This window comes from Brachybacterium sp. p3-SID1565 (assembly GCF_025143785.1).
Taxonomy (GTDB): Bacteria; Actinomycetota; Actinomycetes; order Actinomycetales; family Dermabacteraceae; genus Brachybacterium; species Brachybacterium epidermidis.
Genome location: NZ_JAMBDS010000062.1, coordinates 1 through 15990, shown reverse-complemented (window position 1 = coordinate 15990; position 15990 = coordinate 1). Strand labels below are relative to the sequence as shown.

The window sequence follows — 15990 nt, the reverse complement described above, 5'->3', positions numbered from 1 at the left end:
CCCCCCCCCCCCCCCCCCCCCCCCCCCCCCCCCCCCCCGGGTGGGGATCGGGTGTGTCAGCGCGCGGCGCTGCCCTCGGTGTAGCCGTCATCCTGGGAGTCCTTGTTCCAGGAGAACATCTTACGCAGGTCCTTGCCGACCTTCTCGATCGGGTGCTCGGCCTCCTCGGCGCGGAGCTTCTTGAACTCCTCGGCGCCGTTGTCCTGGTCCTCGATGAAACGCGTGGCGAAGGTGCCGTCCTGAATGTCGGTCAGCACCGCCTTCATGGATTCCTTGACACGGCTGTCCACCACGCGGGGGCCGGAGACGTAGTCGCCGAACTCGGCAGTATCGGAGATGGACCAGCGCTGCTTGGCGATGCCGCCCTCGATCATCAGGTCGACGATCAGCTTGAGCTCGTGGAGCACCTCGAAGTAGGCGATCTCGGGCTGATAGCCGGCCTCGGTGAGGGTCTCGAACCCGGCCTGGACCAGGTGGCTCATGCCGCCGCACAGCACGGCCTGCTCACCGAACAGGTCGGTCTCGGTCTCCTCGGTGAAGGTGGTGCGGATACCGCCCGCGCGCAGTCCGCCGATGGCCTTGGCGTAGGAGAGGGCGAGGTCCCAGGCACTGCCGCTGGCATCCTCATCGACCGCGACGATCACGGGCACGCCACGACCGGCCACGTACTCCCGGCGCACGATGTGGCCGGGCCCCTTGGGGGCCACCATCGCCACGTCCACACCCGCCGGGGGCTGGATGTAGCCGTAGCGGATGTTGAAGCCGTGGGCGAAGAACAGGGCATCGCCCTCGCGCAGCTTGTCCTTGATCTGCTCGTCGTAGATGGTGCGCTGGTACTGGTCCGGCGCCAGGATCATCACCACGTCGGCCCAGTCGGCGACCTCGGCGGGGGTGCCGACGGCCAGGCCCTGCTCCTCGGCCTTGGCGCGGGAGCTCGAGCCCTCCTTGAGACCGATGCGCACCTCTACCCCGCTGTCACGCAGGCTCAGGGCGTGGGCGTGGCCCTGGGAGCCGAAACCGATGACCGCGACCTTCCTGCCCTGGATGATCGAGAGATCGGCGTCGTCGTCGTAGAACATGTCGGCCACGGTGTGTGCTCCTTGGGTCGATGGTGCGGGCCCGGATCGGGTCGCTGATCGGGGCAGATGCAGGATCATCCTACAGCCCGCCGTCTTACAGGTTGAGAGGGAATATCAGATGATGGAACGCGATGGGTGGGGAGGCGGGCTCAGCCCAGCAGGTTCTTGTCGGTGAGAGCGCGGCCGCCGCGTCCGATGGCCACTTCGCCGGACTTCACGATCTCGCGGATCCCGAAGGGCTCCAGCATGCTCAGCAGGGCGGTGAGCTTGTCCTGCGTACCGGTCGCCTCGATCGTCACGGCGTCCGCGGCGGCGTCGACCACCTTGGCCCGGAACATCTGCACGATCTCCAGCACCGAGGTGCGCGAGGTGTTGTCGGCCAAGACCTTCACCAGCATCAGTTCGCGCTGCACCGTCTGACGGGGCTCGAGCTGCACGATCTTCAGCACGTTGACCAGCTTGTTGAGCTGCTTCGTGATCTGCTCCAGGGGGTGCTGGGCCACGTCCACCACCACGGTGATGCGGGAGATCTCCGGGTGCTCGGTGGGGCCCACCGCGAGGGAGGCGATGTTGTAGCCGCGACGGGCGAACAGTGCGGCGACGCGGGTGAGGACGCCCGGTTTGTTCTCCACCAGGACCGAGAGGGTCTGGGTGTCGGCGGGCATGGCGGATTCGGTGGCGTTCATTCTCAGATGTCCCTCTCCCACTCGGGGCTCATGCCCTGCGCGATCTGGATCTCGTCGTTGGAGACGCCGGCGGGCACCATGGGCCAGACCATGGCATCGGCGCTGACCTGGAAGTCCACCACCACCGGGCGGTCGTTGATCTCCATGGCCTGCTCGATGGTGGCGTCGATGTCCTCGTCCCTCTCGCAGCGCAGTCCGGCCGCACCATAGGCGTCAGCGAGCTTGACGAAGTCGGGGATGCGGCGGGTGCCGTGCCCGGTGTTGAGATCGGTGTGGGAGTACCGCTTGTCGTAGAAGAGGTTCTGCCACTGCCGCACCATGCCCAGCGAGCTGTTGTTGATCACCGCGACCTTGATCGGGATGTCGTTGATGACGCAGGTGGCCAGCTCCTGGTTGGTCATCTGGAAGCAGCCGTCGCCGTCGATGGCCCACACGGTGGTCTCGGGCCGTCCCACCTTGGCGCCCATCGCGGCCGGCACGGAGTAGCCCATGGTGCCCAGGCCTCCCGAGTTGATCCACGAGTTGGGCTTCTCGTAGCGGATGAACTGGCTGGACCACATCTGGTGCTGGCCCACGCCCGCCACGTAGATCGAGTCCGGTCCGGAGATCTCGCCGATCCGGGAGATCACCTTCTGCGGGGCGGTGTAACCGTCGGCGGTGGCGGTCCATCCCAGCGGGTAGGTGTCACGCAGCATCGACAGGGTGCTCCACCAGGACTCGTAGTCACGGGTGTCGTCGGCGGCGATGCGCTCACGCAGCTCTGCTGTCAGCGCGGTGGCCACCTCGGCGGCCTGGCCCACGATCGGGACGTCGGCGGTGCGGTTCTTGGAGATCTCCGCAGGGTCGATATCGGCATGGACGATCGTCGCGTTCGGCGCGAAGGAGTCCAGGCGACCGGTCACGCGGTCGTCGAAGCGCGCACCGATGGCCACGATCAGATCCGCCCGCTGCAGCGCGGAGACCGCCGCGACGGTGCCGTGCATGCCGGGCATGCCCAGGTGGCTGGGATGCGAGTCCGGCAGGGCGCCGCGGCCCATCAGGGTGGTGACGAACGGTGCGCCGCTGGTGTCGATCAGCTCGGTGACCTGCTGGGAGGCACGGCCGCGGATCACGCCGCCGCCCAGCAGGAACACCGGTCGGCGGGACTGCATGAGCAGGGAGACCGCCTCGCGGATCTGCTTGTTGTGGGGGCGGGGCTCGGGTCGGTAGCCGGGCAGGTCCAGGGTCTCGGGCCACACGAAGTCCGCGGTGGCCTGCTGGGCGTCCTTGGTGACGTCCACCAGCACCGCACCGGGGCGGCCGGTGGAGGCGATGTGGAAGGCCTGCTTGATCACGCGCGGGATCTCGGCGGCGTCCTTGACCAGGAAGTTGTGCTTGGTCACCGGCATCGTCATGCCCACGATGTCCGCCTCCTGGAACGCGTCGGTCCCGATGAAGGAGGAGCCGACCTGCCCGGTGATGGCGACCATCGGGATCGAGTCCATCTGGGCGTCGGCGATGGGGGTGATGAGGTTGGTGGCACCCGGCCCGGACGTGGCCAGGCACACCCCCACCCTCCCTGTGGCATGGGCGTACCCGCTGGCAGCGTGGCCGGCGCCCTGCTCATGGCGCACCAGCACGTGACGCAGCTTCTGCGCATCCATCAGCGGGTCGTAGGTGGGCAGGATCGCCCCGCCGGGAAGGCCGAAGACGACCTCGGCCCCGGCGTGCTCGAGGGACTGCACCAGTGCCTGTGCGCCGGTGAGGTGCTGAGGTGTCATCGGAACTCCTTCAAAGAAAAAGCCCCTCGGCCTGTGGCTCTGAGGGGCGCGGGACGTCTCGTGGGGACGAACGGGCGTCAGCCGCGCTCGGTGATTACGAGAAGGATCGTCTGCATGCGGACACCATAGCCCCCCGCCCGTCGTACGGCGGACCAGCCGTCCACCATTCGGACGCCCCCGTATCGGCCCAGGTCGTACCGCATCGCCGCTTATCAGCTGCGAGCCCGCCGGCGGGCGGTAGAAAAGTCCCGCCCCGCCTCGCGCTCTCCCTTAGTCTGGTCGGACGCAGCCCCTCGCAGAGAGACGTGTGACCACAGATGACCGCCCCCGGACACTCCCCCCTGACCACGGCCGAGGACACCACCACGACCCCACCCCTGGACGGCGAACGGATCGTCGTCGTCGGCGGCGGCATGACCGGCCATCGATTCGTCTCCCGGCTGCGGGCCCAGGACCCCGACGGCAGCTGGGAGCTCACCATGATCGGTGAGGAGCCCCAGCAGCCGTACGACCGCGTGCACCTGTCGAACTGGTTCTCCAGCCGCAACGCGGACCTGCTCACCCTGGACCCCACGGTCTGGGACGATCCCCGCATCACCCTGGTCACCGGCGACGCCGTGACCGCCCTGGACCGCGATGCGCAGACGGTCACCACCGCCAGCGGCACCGTGCACGCCTACGACCGCCTGGTGCTGGCCACCGGCTCCTGGGCATGGTCGCCCCGCGCCGAGGGCAACGACCTGCCCGGCACCTTCTCCTACCGCACGGTGGAGGACGTCGAGCGGATGGCCGAGTGGGTCACCCTGCGCTCCGAGAAGGTGGGGCGCCCGCTGCGCGGTGTGGTGGTCGGCGGCGGGGTGCTGGGCCTGGAGGCCGCGGCCGCGCTGAAGGGCATGGCGGTCGACACCACCGTCGTGGAGTTCGCGGACCGTCTCATGGCCGTCCAGCTGGACCAGGGCGGCGGCGAGATGCTGCGCCTGCTGATCGAGGATCTCGGCATCGGTGTGCGCACCGGCGTAGGGGCGGCACGCTTCTCTCCCGCGGCCGACGGCGCCATGGGCACCGCCCACCTCACCGACGACTCCGAGCTGCCCGCCGACATCGTGGTGTTCTCCACCGGCATCCGCCCCCGCGACAAGGTGGCCCGCGAGGCCGGCCTGGCGATCGGCGAACGCGGCGGCGTGGTGGTGGGCGAGACCTGCCAGACCTCCGACGAGATCATCTGGGCGATCGGCGAGTGCGCCTCCTTCAACGGCGTGTGCGCGGGCCTGGTGGCCCCCGGCAACGACATGGCCGACGTGGTCGTGGACAGCTTCCTGGGTGGCAAGCGCACCCATGAGCGCTCGGTGGAGGGCACCAAGCTCAAGGGAGTGGGCGTGGAGGCGGCCGCCTTCGGCGACGTCAACGGCCTCACCCCGGGCGCCCTGGACGTCACCTTCATCGACCCGTTCAAGCGCCAGTACCGCAAGCTCGTGGTCAGCGACGACGCCAAGACCCTGCTGGGCGGCGTGTTCATCGGCGACATCGAGCTGTACTCCTCGCTGCGGCCCCTGGTGGGCCGGGCACTCGGGGCGGACCCGTCGGCCCTGATCGCCCCGGCCGGCGCCGGCGCCATGCCCGACACCGAGCTGCCTGACGACGCCGTGGTGTGCTCCTGCAACAACGTCGCCGCCGGCACCGTGCGCGCCGCCGTCACCGAGCAGGGCTGCCACACCATCGGCCAGGTCAAGGAGTGCACCAAGGCCGGCACGGTGTGCGGCTCCTGCGTGCCGCTGCTGACGAAGATCCTCAACAAGGAGCTGGAGAAGTCCGGCATCACGGTCTCCAAGGGGCTGTGCGAGCACTTCGCGTACTCCCGCGCCGAGCTGTTCAAGCTCGTGGAGGAGGGCGGCCAGCAGACCTTCACCGAGGTGGTCGCCGCCTACGGCACCGGCCGCGGCTGTGCGGTGTGCCGCCCGGTGGTGGCCTCGATCCTGTCCACCCTGGGCGCGATCACCGGCTCCCGACATAACCCGGTGGGTCGTCAGCTGGGCTCCCTGCAGGACACCAACGACTTCGTGATGGCGAACATCCAGAAGGACGGCACCTACTCCGTGATCCCGGCGATGCCTGCCGGCGAGGTCACCCCCGAGGGCCTGATGGTGATCGCTCAGGTGGCGAAGGACTACGGCCTGTACGTGAAGCTCAACGGCGCCCAGCGCATCGGCATGTTCGGTGCGCGCCTGGAGCAGCTGCCGGAGATCTGGAAGCGCCTGGTGGACGCCGGTTTCCAGTCCGGCCACGCCTACGGCAAGTCCCTGCGCATGGTCAAGGCCTGCCTGGGCACCAACTGGTGCCGGTTCGGGGTGCAGGACTCCACCACCATGGCCGTGGCGCTGGAGAAGCGCTATCGCGGCCTGCGCTCGCCGCACAAGCTCAAGATCAGCGTCTCGGGCTGTGCGCGCGAGTGCGCCGAGGCCCAGGCCAAGGACGTCGGCGTGATTGCGACGACGAAGGGCTGGAACCTGTTCGTGGGCGGCAACGGGGGCGCCCAGCCCGCCCACGGCAAGCTGCTGGTCGAGGACCTGGACGACACCAACCTGGTCAAGTGCATCGACCGCTTCCTGATGCTGTACATCCGTGAGGCGGACAAGCTGCAGCGCACGGCGCGCTGGGTGGAGGAGTTCCCGGGCGGCATCGAGGAGCTGCGCCGCATCATCGTGGACGACTCGCTGGGCATCGGCGAGCAGCTGGAGGAGTCCATGCAGAAGCACGCCGACTCCTACGTGGACGAGTGGGCCGAGGCCGTGTACGACCCGGAGCGCCGCGCGAAGTTCGTCTCCTTCGTCAACGCCCCGGAGAAGTCCGACCCGGGACTGAGGTACGTGCTCGAGCGCGGGCAGGCCAGGCCGGCGGCCGAGGGCGAGACCGAGACCTACCCGACCCCGCTGGCAGCCCGCCAGCACGCCATGGCCACGCCGGGGACCGCCGAGCCCTCCGGCTACGACCCCACCCAGAAGAGCTGAGGAGCCAGCAGCGATGAACACCGACGCCACCGTGGACACCTCGGCCGGCACCGCCGGCGAGATGATCGAGATCTGCTCCGTGGATGCCCTGACCGTGGAGCGCGGCGCCGCCGCACTGCTGCCTGACGGCACCCAGATCGGCGTGTTCCTGCTGGAGGACGGCAGCGTGCACGCGATCCAGCAGCTGGATCCGTACTCGGGCACACAGATCCTCTCTCGCGGACTGGTGGGCTCCCACCTGGTGCCGGGCGAGGGCGAGGAGCCCGGGACGATCGTGCCCACGATCGCCTCCCCGATGTACAAGCAGGCCTGGAACCTGAGCACCGGCGAGGTGCTGGATGCCGGGGGTGGGGAGCCGCAGCCGATCGCCGTGTACGACGCCGAGATCCGGGACGGGAAGCTTCACGTGGCCACCTCGCCCCGGCTGGCCGCCGGTTCATGATGGCGGGCGGCTCCGACACCGCTCCCGGCTCCCCCGCCCGCCCGGGCTCCGATCCCCTCGACGCAAGTGCCCTGTCCACCACGCGCCTCGAGCCGGGAACGGTGGCCCTGGTGGGAGGCGGGCCGGGGGCCCTGGACCTGATCACCGTGCGCGGGCTGGCGCTGCTGCGCCAGGCCGACGTGGTGGTGGTGGACCGTCTGGGCCCCGCGGGCCTGACCGAGCTGCTCGACGAGCACGTCGAGATCATCCCCGTGGGCAAGACCCCCGGCGTGGCCTCGATCCCCCAGGCGGAGATCGAGCAGGTGCTGGTGGAGCGGGCCCGCGCGGGCAAGCGCGTGGTGCGGCTCAAGGGCGGGGACCCTTTCCTGCTGGGCCGGGGCGGCGAGGAGGTGCTGGCCTGCCGTGCCGCCGGCATCGACGTCCAGGTGGTGCCCGGGGTGAGCTCCTCGATCGCGGGGCCCGCCGCGGGCGACGTCCCCGTCACACACCGCGGCACCGCCGTCGCCCTCCACGTGGTCAACGCCCACGGCGACCTGGGGCCGGCCGATCTGGCCGCGCTGCGGGACGCCGGCACCACCACGGTGCTGATGATGGGCGTGGAATGGCTGCCGCGCCTGGTGGCCCAGGCGACACTCAACGGTGTCGACCCTGCCACCCCGGTGGCCGTCGTGCAGAGCGCGACCATGCTCGAGCAGCGTTGCGTGCGCGGCACGCTGGCGACCATCGTGGAGACCGTGGAGCGCGAGCAGATCACCTCGCCCGCCGTGATCGCGGTGGGCGGCACCGCCGCCGAGGGCTTCCTGGCTCCCCCCGAGCCGCAGGAGACCGGTCGCGGCGCGGGCCGCGACAACCTCACCGCCCCGCAGGAGCAGGCGGAGCACCCGTTCTCCGCGGGCGACGCGCAGGGCGGGGACGCCCCCGGCCGCTCCCCGGTGCTGATCGGCTGCGCCCACGGCACCCGCTTCCGGGCGGGCCGCGACGTGATCCGCGAACTGCTGGTGATGGCCGCGGAGCTGGTCGATGCCCCGGTGCGGGAGTCCTTCGTGGACATCCAGGCCCCGGCGATCGAGGATGCGGTGGCCGCCCATGCCGGCCCCTCCGATGCCACCCGTCTCGATGCCCCGGTCTCAGCGGTGGTGGTGCCGGTGCTGCTGTCCACGGGCTACCACGTGCGCAAGGACATCGGCGGGGCGGTGCGCGGACGCACCGCCGTGGCGACCGCGCCGCTGGGCCCGGATGAGCGCCTGGCCACCGTGATGGTCGAACGCCTGCGGGAGGCGGGCCTGAGCAAGGGCGACACCGTGGTGATGGCGGCGGCTGGAACCAGCGACCCGGACGGGGTGGCGATGGTCGAGCAGATGCGTGACCTGCTCGCGGGCGCTCTGGAAACCGAGGTCGGGTTGGGCTACGTGGCGGCCTCCGCGCCGGATGTGGCCACCGTGGTGCGGCAGGCCCGCCAGGCCGGGGCCGAGCGCGTGGTGGTGGCGTCCTACATGCTGGCACCGGGACACTTCCAGAAGAAACTGGAGGCGTCCGGGGCCGATGTGGTGGCGCGGCCTTTGGGCACGCATCCGTTGGTGGCCGAGGTCATCGCGGACCGGTACCGGGCGGCGGTCGGAGACTGACCGGATCACGGCGGACGCAGGCACTGACGGTCCATCATGCGTGCCGCTGACTGCCCCGAAAAGCCCCCGGTGAGCCCCGAGCAGGGTGGCCTGGGCGGCGTCACGGCCCAGGAGCGGGGCGGAGACTGCCACCAGAGCGGAGTTGCGACCCGCACAACGTCGTCACGGGACTCCTTGGGGTACGGCTTGGACACGGTGAACATCCCTCCAGTCCAACCCCACGGGCTGGGCAGACCGGTTGTCGCCTATCCGTGCAGCAGACCCTCGGCACGGGGGCGTTCTTTCTGCTGAGTCCGGCACCGGGCTGCGCACCCACCGTGCACCACCGCGAACAGCGCGTTCCGTCCCGGCAGCGGCAGGGGACCAAGGACCTTGGAATCACCTGGGAACGGGCTTACGGTAACGGCACCCCCTCTCGCTCCCCGCTGCGAAAGAACGGTAGCCGCTATGAGCCACAACGCCCAGCCCGAGGAACCCGAGGCGGTCGACCGCAACGGGTCCGCCGCCCTCACCGATCCCCACCCACCCACAGCGCTGCCCGCCGAGGACTATGCCCGCGACCACCGCTGGACACCCGCGAAGATCGCCATCTGGGCGACCATCGCGCTGCTGGGCGGCCTGGGATGGGTGATGCTGGCCCTGGTGCGCGGCGAGCACGTCAACGGGATCTGGTTCGTGTTCGCCTCCGTGTGCACCTACCTGATCGGCTACCGGTTCTACTCCAAGTACATCCAGGACAACTTGGTGCGGCCCGATGACCGCCGCGCCACCCCCGCCGAGTACGCCTATGACGGCAAGGACTACGTTCCCACCGATCGCCGGGTGCTGTACGGACACCACTTCGCGGCCATTGCTGGTGCGGGCCCCCTGGTGGGGCCGGTGCTGGCGGCCCAGATGGGCTACCTTCCCGGAACGATCTGGATCATCGTCGGGGTGATCCTGGCCGGTGCTGTCCAGGACTACCTGGTGCTGGCGATCTCCACCCGTCGTCACGGCCGCTCCCTAGGGCAGATGGCCCGCGACGAACTGGGCCTGGTCGGCGGTATCGCGGCCTTCGTGGCCACGCTGAGCATCATGCTGATCATCGTCGCCATTCTGGCGATGGTGGTGGTCAATGCCCTCGGGGAGAGCGCCTGGGGCGTGTTCTCGGTGGGCCTGACCATTCCCATCGCCCTGTTCATGGGCTTCTATCTGCGGTTCATCCGCCCCGGGAAGGTCATGGAGGTCTCCGCTATTGGGTGCGCGATGCTGCTGGCGGCCATTATCGGCGGCCGCTGGGTATCCGAGAGCGACTGGGGCCAGACCCTCTTCCACATCGACCGCCCCGTGCTGGCATGGATGATCATCGGGTACGGCTTCCTGGCCGCGGTGCTGCCGGTGTGGGTGCTGCTGGCGCCGCGCGACTACCTCTCCACCTTCATGAAGGTGGGCGTGATCGTGATGCTCGCGCTGGCCATCGTCCTGGTGCGGCCCGCGCTCCAGGCTCCGCCGCTGTCCGAGTACGCCTCCCGGGCCGACGGCCCCGTGTTCGCCGGGCCGCTGTTCCCGTTCCTCTTCGTGACCATCGCCTGCGGTGCACTGTCCGGGTTCCATGCGCTCATCTCCTCGGGCACCACCCCGAAACTGGTGGAGAAGGAGAGCCAGACCCGGATGATCGGGTACGGCGGCATGTTGATGGAATCGTTCGTGGCGATCATGGCGCTGGTGGCCGCCGCCTCCATCGACCGCGGCATCTACTTCGCCATGAACTCGTCGTTCGCGGCCACGGGCGGCACCGCTGAGGGCGCGGCCCAGTTCATCAGTTCGCTCGGCCTGACCGGGGTGTCCGTCGAACCCGAGGTGCTGGAGCACACCGCGCAGCAAGTGGGCGAGCACTCCATCGTCTCGCGCACCGGTGGCGCTCCCACCTTGGCGCTCGGTCTGGCGGGCATCATGAAGCGGGTGATCGGCGGGGACGCCATGATGGCGTTCTGGTACCACTTCGCCATCATGTTCGAGGCGCTGTTCATCCTGACGGCGGTGGATGCCGGTACCCGAGTGGCCCGCTTCATGCTCTCGGACGTGCTCGGCAACGTGTACCAGCGCTTCCGCGACCCGAAGTGGACGGCGGGTGCGTGGATCACCACCGCGGTGATGGTGGCCGGTTGGGGGTCCATCCTGGTGATGGGCGTCAATGATCCCCTGGGCGGAATCAACACCCTGTTTCCGCTGTTCGGTATCGCCAACCAGTTGCTCGCGGCCATCGCCCTGTCGATCTGCCTGGTCGTGTTCGCCCGCAAGGGCCGACGGTGGACCCTGCTGATCATTGCGGTGCCGATGCTGTTCACGGCCGTGATCACAGTGTACGGCTCATACCTGAAGATCTTCTCGCCCGTCCCGGCTATCGGGTACTGGGCCAATCACCAGATGTTCAAAGAGGCACTGGCCAACGGTGAGACCTCCCTGGGGCTGGCTGGCAGTGTCGAGGAGATGCAGACGGTGGTGTTCAACACGGCTGTGCAGGGCTCGCTGTCGATCCTGTTCGTGGTGTGCGCCCTGATCGTGATGATCGTGGCCGTGTGGCGCACCATCCAGGCCCTGCGGGGCCAGAACCTGCTGAACACGGAGGAGGAGCCGGTGGAGTCGGTGTACTACGCTCCCTCCGGCCTGGGTGCCTCACCATCGGAGAAGGCACTGCAGGCGCAGTGGGCGCAGTGGCTGAGCCGTCACCCCGAGAAGGACTTCTCGACCCGAGGCGGGGGGCACTGAGCGTCATGGCCCTCACAAGCACCCTGCGGTCGATGCTGGCCAGTGCGTGCCGCATCGCCCGCGGGGTGCTCGGCTCGGATGCCTACGATCACTATCTTCGCCACCACGAGATCACCGGCTGTGCCCACGCTCCCCTGAGCGAGCGGGAGTTCTGGCGCCAGCGGTACGCCGAGCAGGACGCGAACCCTGGGAGCCGCTGCTGCTGACCGGCATCGGGCAGTCAGCGCGGCGGCCGCTTAGTCGAAGCCGTGATCAGTCCAGGGGCCGACGGGTCGCGCCGTAGGTGGCTGAGCGCACCAGGTGCGCGTACACCTTGAGCGCCTGGGTGATCTTGCGGTCGCGGCTGACGGGACGCCAGGGCAGCTCGCCCTTCTTCTGGCGGCGACGCTCGAGCTCGGCGTCGTCCACCTCCAGGCTCAAGGAGCGCTTGTCCACGTCGATGACGATGCGGTCGCCGTCCTCGACCAGTCCGATGATGCCGCCCTCGGCGGCCTCCGGGGAGATGTGGCCGATGGAGACGCCGCTGGTGCCGCCGGAGAAGCGGCCGTCGGTGATCAGTGCGCAGTCGCGGCCCAGGCCCCGGCCCTTGAGGAAGGAGGTGGGGTAGAGCATCTCCTGCATACCGGGGCCGCCCTGGGGGCCCTCGTAGCGGATCACCACGACGTGGCCGGCCTTGACGGTCTTGTCCAGGATCTTCTGGACGGCCTCCTCCTGGGACTCGCATACCACCGCGGTGCCCTCGAAGTGGAACAGGTCCTCGGTGATGCCGGCGGTCTTGATCACGCTGCCCTCGGCGGCGAGGTTGCCGGTGAGCACGCACAGGCCGCCGTCCTTGGTGTGGGCGTGGGGCACGGCGCGGATCACACCGCCCTCGGAATCGGTGTCCAGCTCCTTGTAGGTGTTGGTGGAGGAGAACGCCTGGGTGGTGCGCACGCCGCCGGGCGCCGCATGGAACAGGGCGTTGGCCTTCTCGGTGGGCGACCCGCCGCGGATGTCCCAGTCCTTCAGCCAGGACTGCAGGTCCGGGGAGTGCACGGAGTGGACGGTGTGGTCCAGCAGTCCGGCTCGGTCCAGCTCGCCCAGGATGGCGGGGATGCCGCCGGCGCGGTGGACGTCCTCCACGTGGGCGGTGCCGTTGGGCGCCACCTTGGACAGGCACGGCACGGTGCGGGAGATGCGGTCGATGTCCTCGAGGGTGAAGTCGACCTCGCCCTCGATGGCCGTGGCCAGGATGTGCAGCACGGTGTTGGTGGAGCCGCCCATCGCCACGTCCAGGCTCATGGCGTTGCAGAACGCGGCCTTGGTAGCGATGCTGCGAGGCAGCACGGACTCGTCGTCCTGCTCGTAGTAGCGCTTGGCGAGCTCGACGATCTTCCGCCCCGCCTCGAGGAACAGCTCCTTGCGGAAGGCATGGGTGGCCAGGGTGGTGCCGTTGCCGGGCAGGGACAGGCCCAGCGCCTCGGTGAGGCAGTTCATCGAGTTCGCAGTGAACATGCCGGAGCAGGAGCCGCAGGTGGGGCAGGCGTTCTCCTCGATGTCGGCAAGCTGGGCGTCGGTGACGGTGTCGTCCGCGCTCTGCACGATCGCATCGATCAGGTCCAGGCGGTGCTCGACCACGCCGTCCACGGGCTCACCCGACTCCATCGGCCCGCCGGAGACGAACACCACCGGGATGTTCAGGCGCATGGCGGCCATCAGATGGCCGGGGGTGATCTTGTCGCAGTTGGAGATGCACACCAGCGCATCGGCGGTGTGGGCGTTGACCATGTACTCGATGGAGTCCGCGATCACGTCGCGGCTGGGCAGCGAGTAGAGCATGCCGCCGTGGCCCATGGCGATGCCGTCGTCCACCGCGATGGTGTTGAACTCCTTGGCGACGCCTCCGGCCTCCTTGACGGCGGAGGCCACCAGGTCGCCCATGTTCTTCAGGTGCACGTGGCCGGGCACGAACTGGGTGTAGGAGTTGGCGATCGCGATGATCGGCTTGCCGAAGTCCGAGGTCTCCATGCCGGTGGCGCGCCAGAGGGCACGCGCGCCCGCCATGTTGCGGCCGTGGGTCGAGGTGCGGGAGCGGAGCTGAGGCATGGGGGGCAGTCTACGCCGCCGCCACGATGCGAGATGTGAGGCTCACGATGTGGACACGCGGTCGTCGGTTGACATGCCGGCCTGTCGGAGGCGCGCGGGACTGCGGGACGCGTGCCCGCCGTCTCTTCCCGCAGGGAAGTTCTCCCCATCGACACCGTACGGCCGCAGCCCTATTCTTCTACGACGTAGAGATCGCCAGGAGGAAGTCCGGGGCATGTCGTCATTTCTGGGGAGCGACCCGGAAGCCGTTCGACGCTTCGCTCAACTCCTCCGTGACCGGCAAGAGGCGCTGGAGCGAACTCGATCGATTCTGGAGCCGGCAGCCCAATGCGACCCGATCTGGAAAGGGCCAGACGGTGACAGCTTCCGAATCGCGGTCCGCACCGACGTTCTCCCTGTCCTCATCGACGTGACGTCCAGGTTCAGCACCCTGGCCGGCGAAGCCGATGCTCATGCGGATGAACAGGACGGCGCCTCTGCGGCCTCTGACCCCGTGGGCGTGCAGACCCATCTCCCTCCCCCGGCTTCACCAAGACCGGAGGCACCGAGCAGGGCGGGGCGCGAGGGTGGTCGTGCGCATGACCGTCGTGGCGATGGAAGTGAAGTCGGGCCCCCCGACGGGCCACTGGGATCCGGACTCCCTGACGGTCTCGGCGACCCAGTGCCAGGCACAACTGCAAATGACCCGGGGATGACGGAATGGCATCCTGTTGATCCCGGCGCCGGCGACTGGTCCAGTGAGGATGCAACTATTGCCGACCACGCGTGGGAGGTCCTTCTTCACGGATCGACCGCAAGAAGGACGACAGGGCCATGAGACGTCGAATCGCCCTCATCGGGGCTCTGAGCTTGGTTCCACCGTCACTGCTGACGGCCTGCAGCATTTCCGATCCGAAGAATGAGAAGACTACGGCTATGACAAGCAAGCCCAGTACTCCTGAAGAAGCACTCACCGCTGTGGGCCTGCCTGTCCCCGACGCAGAACTGACTCTCAGCGAAGGAATCGTCAACACCGAACTCCTCGAATGGAGTCTGCGAGTCACCTTCACGGGCAGCGCCGAGACGGTGCAGACGTGGATGGCCGATGCCTTCGGGGAAGGTACGAACGGCCTCCCCGTCAGTGAGGACGGGGCCCCCATCTCCCCGCGCATAGCGCCGGAGGAGGTGCACACGGGAATGCGCTGGGAAAGCGGCTCCAACCCCAGGGATCCGAACGCCACCTACACGGTGCTGATCTCGTCCGACGGCACCGACGTCGTGGTCGCAGCCGCCCGTACCACTCGCTGACGCCTGCGAACTGGACGAACGGACAGGGCGAAGGTCCAGGCCCTCCTCACCTGTGCCTCAGTCGGCGCGGTGCGATCCACCGCCGGCGGGCCCACTCCCCGCTCCCCCATCGCCCTCGCTGCGCCGCTCCTCGACCGCCAGGAACTGTCCGGTGTCCGGGATCGGCTCATCGGGGGTGCCCATCGGTGAGGCGAGGTCGTCTCCGTGGTGGGCGGCGCGCACCGGGAAGTCCGGGTCGTCCGAGAGCGTGCGGTGCAGGGTGCGCAGGCGCTCCTTCTCCGCGCGCTCCTCCTTCTCCGCTCGCTGCGTCTGCGCCGGGGTCGGGTCCTCCGAGACCAGCCCGACCCGCAGGTCCTCGTCCTCGACCGCTTCGATGGACCCGGCACACAGACGGCGGTTGAACCCGAAGATCTCCAGGCGCACCACCTTCGCCAGGAAGTAGATGCCCAGGATGTTGGGACCGCCATCAGGAAGAACGACGCATCGCCGAAGGCGATCACGGCGTCGAGGGAGGCGGCCGAACCGATCACTGCACCGACGATCCACAGCACGCGGAAGGTGTAGATGATCGACTTCTTGTAGCCGAAGAGGTACGTCAGTGCCTGCTCACCGTAGTAGGCGTAGGCCAGCAGGGTGGAGTAGCCGAAGAGTGCCACTGCCAGGGTGAGCAGCAGCCGAAGGCGCCCAGCACGGTGAACACGGCGTACGCCGAGCCCAGCACGACGCCCAGGCGGCGGTAGCCGATGGAGGCGAGGCCGTCGCGCAGGTAGACCATGGGGCCACCCTGGATGCTGCCGTCCTCGCGGATTTCCCGGAACTTCGACCCCAGCGTGGCCTCGGCCATCTTCATGCTCATGCCCAGGACGCCGAAGGCCGCGATCCACAGCGCCGCGCCCGGGCCGCCCAGGGACACGGCCACCGCCACGCCGGCGATGTTGCCCAGGCCCACGGTGCCGGACAGCTCAGTGGCCAGTGCCTGGAAGCTGGAGACCTCACCGGGGTCGGTCCGGGCGCTGAACTTCCCTCGGATCACCTGCATGGACGCCCGGAATCCGTTGATCGGCTGGAAGCGCAGCCACACCGTCATGAACAGCGCGCCGATCGCGAGCCACAGCACGATGATCGGCAGCCCGCCGAAGAGGGGGATCTCGAAGAAGACGACCGCGCTCATCACGTCGGCGGCCGGGCCCATGAACCTCTCGATCAGCTCGTCGATGTTCGGCATGGCCCCATCCCCTCCGCGTCGTGGACACGGACGGGGCCGGACCCCCCA

At 68.9% G+C, this 15990-nt stretch carries 12 protein-coding genes and 1 pseudogene; 6 read left to right on the top strand and 7 right to left on the bottom strand.

Annotated features, from left to right (window positions below; all coding sequences use genetic code 11):
- Positions 1 to 56: 56 nt before the first annotated feature.
- The 3 genes from ilvC to M4D54_RS12385 form a co-directional block, all read right to left on the bottom strand.
- Positions 57 to 1088 carry a ketol-acid reductoisomerase gene (gene ilvC / locus M4D54_RS12395; RefSeq protein ID WP_311199710.1) on the bottom strand — a complete coding sequence of 344 codons (1032 nt, stop codon included), beginning with the start codon at positions 1086 to 1088 and terminating at the stop codon, positions 57 to 59.
- 140 nt (positions 1089 to 1228) lie between these two features.
- Positions 1229 to 1765 carry an acetolactate synthase small subunit gene (ilvN, locus tag M4D54_RS12390; protein ID WP_193864837.1) on the bottom strand — a complete coding sequence of 179 codons (537 nt, stop codon included), beginning with the start codon at positions 1763 to 1765 and terminating at the stop codon, positions 1229 to 1231.
- Positions 1766 to 1767: 2 nt separating this feature from the next.
- A complete protein-coding gene (locus M4D54_RS12385) occupies positions 1768 to 3525 on the bottom strand; it encodes an acetolactate synthase large subunit (protein ID WP_259891854.1) in 1758 nt (585 codons plus the stop codon).
- A gap of 317 nt (positions 3526 to 3842) precedes the next feature.
- On the opposite strand from M4D54_RS12385, the gene nirB reads away from it, so the two are divergent.
- The 5 genes from nirB to M4D54_RS12360 all read left to right on the top strand — a co-directional run bounded on the left by nirB (position 3843) and on the right by M4D54_RS12360 (position 11551).
- A complete protein-coding gene (gene nirB, locus M4D54_RS12380) occupies positions 3843 to 6530 on the top strand; it encodes a nitrite reductase large subunit NirB (RefSeq protein ID WP_193864836.1) in 2688 nt (895 codons plus the stop codon).
- Positions 6531 to 6543: 13 nt separating this feature from the next.
- Positions 6544 to 6972 (top strand): nitrite reductase (NAD(P)H) small subunit, encoded by a 429-nt coding sequence (locus M4D54_RS12375; protein ID WP_193864835.1) that lies wholly within the window; start codon positions 6544 to 6546, stop codon positions 6970 to 6972.
- On the top strand, positions 6969 to 8597 hold the full coding sequence (gene cobA, locus M4D54_RS12370) for a uroporphyrinogen-III C-methyltransferase (protein WP_228018501.1): 1629 nt from the start codon (positions 6969 to 6971) through the stop codon (positions 8595 to 8597). The genes M4D54_RS12375 and cobA overlap by 4 nt, the downstream gene beginning before the upstream one ends.
- Before the next feature lie 447 nt (positions 8598 to 9044).
- Positions 9045 to 11345 carry a carbon starvation CstA family protein gene (locus tag M4D54_RS12365; RefSeq protein WP_193864834.1) on the top strand — a complete coding sequence of 767 codons (2301 nt, stop codon included), beginning with the start codon at positions 9045 to 9047 and terminating at the stop codon, positions 11343 to 11345.
- 5 nt (positions 11346 to 11350) lie between these two features.
- The gene (locus M4D54_RS12360) at positions 11351 to 11551 is read left to right on the top strand and encodes a YbdD/YjiX family protein (RefSeq protein ID WP_193864833.1); all 201 of its coding nucleotides are present in this window, start codon (positions 11351 to 11353) and stop codon (positions 11549 to 11551) included.
- Positions 11552 to 11597: 46 nt separating this feature from the next.
- Here the strand turns inward: M4D54_RS12360 and ilvD are convergent, their stop codons facing one another.
- The gene (ilvD, locus tag M4D54_RS12355; RefSeq protein WP_193864832.1) at positions 11598 to 13430 is read right to left on the bottom strand and encodes a dihydroxy-acid dehydratase; all 1833 of its coding nucleotides are present in this window, start codon (positions 13428 to 13430) and stop codon (positions 11598 to 11600) included.
- Positions 13431 to 14243: 813 nt separating this feature from the next.
- Here ilvD and M4D54_RS12350 point away from each other — a divergent pair.
- Positions 14244 to 14717, top strand: a complete 474-nt coding sequence (locus M4D54_RS12350; RefSeq protein WP_259891848.1) for a hypothetical protein — start codon at positions 14244 to 14246, stop codon at positions 14715 to 14717.
- Between the two features lie 57 nt (positions 14718 to 14774).
- On the opposite strand, the gene M4D54_RS12345 is transcribed toward M4D54_RS12350, so the two are convergent.
- The 3 genes and pseudogenes from M4D54_RS12345 to M4D54_RS12335 form a co-directional block, all read right to left on the bottom strand.
- Positions 14775 to 15140 (bottom strand): hypothetical protein, encoded by a 366-nt coding sequence (locus tag M4D54_RS12345; RefSeq protein WP_228018499.1) that lies wholly within the window; start codon positions 15138 to 15140, stop codon positions 14775 to 14777.
- An 89-nt stretch (positions 15141 to 15229) separates the two neighbouring features.
- Positions 15230 to 15373 (bottom strand): annotated as a pseudogene (locus M4D54_RS12340) (alanine:cation symporter family protein); the annotation flags it as partial.
- Positions 15313 to 15942: an alanine:cation symporter family protein gene (locus M4D54_RS12335; RefSeq protein ID WP_228018497.1), complete on the bottom strand. Its 630-nt coding sequence runs from the start codon at positions 15940 to 15942 to the stop codon at positions 15313 to 15315. The pseudogene M4D54_RS12340 and the gene M4D54_RS12335, both read right to left, overlap by 61 nt.
- Between the last annotated feature and the right edge of the window lie 48 nt (positions 15943 to 15990).

Excerpts from the sequence above, each read along its gene's own strand:
- M4D54_RS12335 (WP_228018497.1), bottom strand. The coding sequence starts at position 15,942 with ATGCCGAACATCGACGAGCTGATCGAGAGGTTCATGGGCCCGGCCGCC.
- M4D54_RS12375 (WP_193864835.1), top strand. The coding sequence starts at position 6,544 with ATGAACACCGACGCCACCGTGGACACCTCGGCCGGCACCGCCGGCGAG.
- M4D54_RS12385 (WP_259891854.1), bottom strand. The coding sequence starts at position 3,525 with ATGACACCTCAGCACCTCACCGGCGCACAGGCACTGGTGCAGTCCCTC.
- M4D54_RS12360 (WP_193864833.1), top strand. The coding sequence starts at position 11,351 with ATGGCCCTCACAAGCACCCTGCGGTCGATGCTGGCCAGTGCGTGCCGC.
- ilvN (WP_193864837.1), bottom strand. The coding sequence starts at position 1,765 with ATGAACGCCACCGAATCCGCCATGCCCGCCGACACCCAGACCCTCTCG.
- ilvD (WP_193864832.1), bottom strand. The coding sequence starts at position 13,430 with ATGCCTCAGCTCCGCTCCCGCACCTCGACCCACGGCCGCAACATGGCG.
- nirB (WP_193864836.1), top strand. The coding sequence starts at position 3,843 with ATGACCGCCCCCGGACACTCCCCCCTGACCACGGCCGAGGACACCACC.
- cobA (WP_228018501.1), top strand. The coding sequence starts at position 6,969 with ATGATGGCGGGCGGCTCCGACACCGCTCCCGGCTCCCCCGCCCGCCCG.
- M4D54_RS12350 (WP_259891848.1), top strand. The coding sequence starts at position 14,244 with ATGAGACGTCGAATCGCCCTCATCGGGGCTCTGAGCTTGGTTCCACCG.
- M4D54_RS12365 (WP_193864834.1), top strand. The coding sequence starts at position 9,045 with ATGAGCCACAACGCCCAGCCCGAGGAACCCGAGGCGGTCGACCGCAAC.